General features: G+C 44.0%; 4 protein-coding genes and 1 pseudogene. 1 reads left to right on the forward strand and 4 read right to left on the reverse strand.

Translation table 11 applies throughout. From position 1 onward, the window contains the following. Positions 1-125 precede the first annotated feature (125 nt). Positions 126-335 (forward strand): annotated as a pseudogene (locus ACYTXL_RS08525) (glutathione binding-like protein); the annotation flags it as partial. A 57-nt stretch (positions 336-392) separates the two neighbouring features. Here ACYTXL_RS08525 and ACYTXL_RS08530 read toward each other — a convergent pair. The 4 genes from ACYTXL_RS08530 to ACYTXL_RS08545 form a co-directional block, all read right to left on the reverse strand. After that, positions 393-1,388, reverse strand: coding sequence for a DnaJ C-terminal domain-containing protein (locus tag ACYTXL_RS08530; RefSeq protein ID WP_461924333.1), 996 nt, complete (start codon positions 1,386-1,388; stop codon positions 393-395). 120 nt (positions 1,389-1,508) lie between these two features. After that, positions 1,509-2,018 (reverse strand): AAA family ATPase, encoded by a 510-nt coding sequence (locus ACYTXL_RS08535; RefSeq protein WP_461924334.1) that lies wholly within the window; start codon positions 2,016-2,018, stop codon positions 1,509-1,511. Between the two features lie 48 nt (positions 2,019-2,066). Further along, positions 2,067-3,356, reverse strand: coding sequence for a glucose-1-phosphate adenylyltransferase (locus tag ACYTXL_RS08540; protein ID WP_461924335.1), 1,290 nt, complete (start codon positions 3,354-3,356; stop codon positions 2,067-2,069). 268 nt (positions 3,357-3,624) lie between these two features. Beyond that, entirely contained in the window at positions 3,625-3,924 is a 300-nt protein-coding gene (locus ACYTXL_RS08545; protein ID WP_461924336.1) for a hypothetical protein, read from the reverse strand. Positions 3,925-4,244: the final 320 nt, after the last annotated feature.

A 4,244-nucleotide genomic window follows, 5' to 3' on the forward strand; every position in this document is an offset into this window, starting at 1 on the left:
TGAAGCGTCAAAAATCTCAAAGTAATTTCGCTAAAGACAGGCTAGAGGATGTAGAAACCTCTAGCTCAAGCGAAGCTAGCTAGAGGTAGTTCATTTAGTAGAGATAAAATGATAATCGTCCTTACTTTGGTAGTGAAAACCTAACTCTAGCTGAAGTTGTGGCTGGAACTGTAGTAATGCGGTTGCCGAGAGTAGGCATTTCCTTAAGTGAGTATCCCAAATTAAATGCTTGGTGCGATCGCTTGGTAGCACGTCCAACGTGGCAAGCTACCAAGGCTATACCCGAGGCTATAGAAGCGTTCAAGCCCATCCTGCTGGCGAGAATGGCACAGTAAATTCATACCTAATTAATTTAGAGACGCGAAACTTCACGTCTCTAGAATCAAAAATATTTACAGCCTGACTTGTTGCAAATGACTACGGGGATTATAAGTACGTATAGCCCGGATTTTTTCATAATATTCCCGCTCTTGTTGGCTGAGGTCTTTTGGTGGCACGATCGCCACCTTCACCAACTGATCGCCGCGTCCACCCTTGCCGAGAGGCCAACCTTTGCCACGTAAACGCAAGGATTGACCAGAACGTACCCCCGCAGGCAGCTTAACATTAACTGAACCATCAGGAGTTGGTACATCAATAGACGCTCCCAAAGTAGCTTCATCTGGTGTAATTGCCACTTCGCAAACCAGATTATCCCCTTCCATTTGGAAGAACGAGTGCGGCTGAAGTTCGACTTTTAAGTATAAATCTCCCCGTTGTTGAGTCATCGGGTTGATTTGACCTTTGCCGCGCACACGCAGGCGAGTACCAGTTTTAGAGCCAGATGGGATGCGGACATCTATTGTTTCGTTACCTAAACTGAAGCGCTTTTGCACACCATTAAACGCTTCACCAAAAGTTAGAGCGATCACAGCTTCACTATCCTGGATAGCACCCGCACCTGCATCTTGAAAGCCAAAATCGTTAAAGCCACCAAAACCACTTGGCGCACCTGTAGAAGAGCGATAAGAGTAATTTTGTCGCCCACCACGAGGGGTAGCACCACCAAAGCGTCCTAGCAACTCATTGATGAATTCATCAAAATTGCCGTATTGACTGAAGTCAAAGTTACCCATATCGGCACCAACACCGCCGGATGGGAAACCTTCACCAGCCTGTTTCCAATATTGACCGAATTGGTCGTACTTTTTGCGTTTATCTGCATCTGACACAACTTCGTAAGCTTCACTAACTTCTTTGAAGCGTGCCTCTGCCTGTTTGTTGTCTGGATTAACATCAGGGTGATATTTGCGGGCTAGTTTCCGAAAGGCTTGTTTAATTTCCTCTGGAGTGGCAGTCTTACTAACTCCCAAAATAGCGTAATAGTCTTTGAAGTCGGTTGCAGCCATCTACTAGCCTCCTATATAAATTCCCGTTATGTTTTTTTTTAAGATGAGAGATGTTTAGTTTGCCTGGTATAGTGCCAAGCAAAAGGAATCTGATTTTAAATTAACAAACAATATAGAAAATCAAGTGTGGTTCTTGCTCACCCAGCGATCGCAATTTCCGTACTCCGATTTTTCTGATCTGCGGATCAGGTTGTCTAGTCCGTCTTCCAGGCTTGGGGGAGCATCCCGGAGTTGGCGGTGCATCCGCAAAATAATTTCTTCTGAAACCTGACGCGATCGCTTTTTATTCTGTGCTAAACACAACCAGACTGGCGTATCTACCCAAATTCCCCTAATGTGGGTAAAGCCCAGGTTACGGGCTAAAGCAATCACTTCACGACGATGGCGGCGCTGGGCATTAGTGGCATCGAAAATTGCTGTATTACCTGTAGAAATAGCTTGCTGAAATTGCCGCTCAATTTCGTGCCAAATCAGCAGCCACGACCCCTGAATGGCTTGGGAACCGAACAATTGCCCCCGGATGGCATCTGTAGAAATCAGCGACATCTGGGGGCATTCTGCCAGTAATTGTTTTGCCAAAGTTGACTTACCGCTACCCGGAAGACCAATTAGTAAAATGAGTTTAGTCATTTGTCCTTTGTTACTTGTAACTATTAACCAATGACTAATGACTAATGACTAAATGATCGTTCCATCGGGAATTACAGCATTTTTCAGGACGACGACAATACCACTGCGGATGTAGAAACCTTGAGCTTCGCGGTCAGCTTCTTGCACGTTATCTTTATTGATAATTTTCACATCGTGACCGATGCTGGCATTTTTATCAATGATCGCACCACGAATCAGCGTGTCAGCACCGATGCCTACAGTATTGTCATCTTTTACTGAGATACCTTGGCGTTCTACAGAAGCTTGGTAAAAATCTGCACCCATGAGCAGAGATTCTTCGATGACGCAGCCAGATTCAATCCGCGATCGCACTCCTACTACTGAATGTTTAATGCGACAATTTTTCAGAATACAACCTTCGCCGATAATTGATTCGGCGATGTGGCAGTCTAAAAGTTTAGTCGGAGGTAAGTAACGAGCGCGGGTATAAATTGGCGCTTCTTCCTCGTAGAAACTAAAGGGTGGCTGGGGTTGCTTAGTTAGTGCTAAGTTAGCATGATAAAATGCTTCAATTGTTCCAATATCTTCCCAGTAGTCATCAAATAGATAAGCTTGAACGTTGTAATCCTTAGAAGCATCAGGAATAATTTCTTTGCCAAAATCCGTCCGTTCTATAGATTCTTTCAACAACTTGATCAAAACATCTCTTTTAAAGACATAAATCCCCATTGAGGCGATGTAAGGCTGTAATTCGGCTTGTTCTTTTGTCAATCCCAGAATACTGGTATCAACACGCATTTTAGTTAAGGCTTCGCCTTTGGGTTTTTCGCTAAAGTCAATAACCCTACCAGAATCGTCAATTTTCATTAAACCAAAATCTGAGGCGCGGCGCTCATCGATGGGAATGACTGAGAGAGTAATATCAGCCCCCGTTTCTCTATGGCGCTGGATAAACAGACGGTAATCCATGCGGTAGAGGTGATCTCCTGAGAGGATCAGATATTCCTCTGCATTCCATTCTTCCAACAGCCATAGATACTGACGCACAGCATCGGCTGTACCTTGGAACCAGTTGGGGTTTTCTAACGTTTGCTGTGCGGCTAGCACTTCCACAAAGCCTTCGCTGAAGCCACTAAAATTGTAAGTGCGGGCGATGTGGCGATTCAGAGAAGCTGAGTTGAATTGTGTCAGGACGTAGATTTTGAATATTTCAGAATTTATGCAGTTACTAACAGGGATATCGATTAGGCGATACTTCCCCGCCACTGGTACTGCTGGTTTAGCACGTAGTTTGGTTAGTGGGTAAAGCCGAGTACCCGCGCCACCACCAAGGATGATTGATAATACTTTCTTCACAAAATTTCTCCCGACTGCCTTTCAACTCTCATCTTCAGTTTAGGACTGTATGGGGCAGCTGGTAAGGGGGGGCAGATGATTCTTAGGGATGAATTTTAGAGAATGCTGGTAGTGTATGGATGGTGCGGCTGATAAGTAGAAAAATAGAACACTTGTATTAATTGGGATGAGTCATGAGGGGCGATCGCTATGCTCTTAGTGCTTTTAAAGACTTTAATACTGCTGAAATTGATGAGGTAACACTTAAATTTGGGGTAGGTAATGCCCATTAAGCATCCAACTTCCCTGTATTTATGATCTTATGAACCAAACGCAATTGCTGCGATCGCTTCAGAGTGATCACCCAAGGTTGCTCTGACAACTGGGAAATGGCATTTGCTGACAGTGTCGCCGTGAAAATATCTTTGCTACTAATAACACCACTCACGCCGAAACTTTCTAAAACAGCAATTGCAGCAGAGTCTAAAACTGGTTCAGTATGGATGAAAACCGCCAAACTCGCCTCTTCTGAATCTTGAACGTCATTCAGCGCTGTAGCAAGTGCGGCATCTAGTTTCTGATAATTCATCAGCAATTCCTTGATAAGTTAGGCTAGGCAATTTTTACCTAGCCTAACTTATCAAATTTATCAGTTGTTATTGCCTACCTTTGTACAGAAATAATTAGGACTTACGCAAAACTATACGCTGTAGGGGCAATTCATGAATTGCCCCTACCTAAAAATCATTCTTTTCAGCTATTGTTTGCGTAAGTCCTGATAATATCCATCTTTCTGAATCTAAACCTCATCTAAGTTGAGAACCGTAGTTTTTGCCCTCACCCTAAATCCCTCTCCCAGATATGGGAGAGGGACTTTAAAATTCTGGCTCCCCTTCTCCCAGATTTGGG

It is taken from the genome of Nostoc sp. (genome assembly GCF_054880495.1).

Bases quoted from the DNA above. Each gene is read 5' to 3' on its own strand.
- ACYTXL_RS08530 (WP_461924333.1), bottom strand. From the start codon at position 1,388: ATGGCTGCAACCGACTTCAAAGACTATTACGCTATTTTGGGAGTTAGT.
- ACYTXL_RS08535 (WP_461924334.1), bottom strand. From the start codon at position 2,018: ATGACTAAACTCATTTTACTAATTGGTCTTCCGGGTAGCGGTAAGTCA.
- ACYTXL_RS08545 (WP_461924336.1), bottom strand. From the start codon at position 3,924: ATGAATTATCAGAAACTAGATGCCGCACTTGCTACAGCGCTGAATGAC.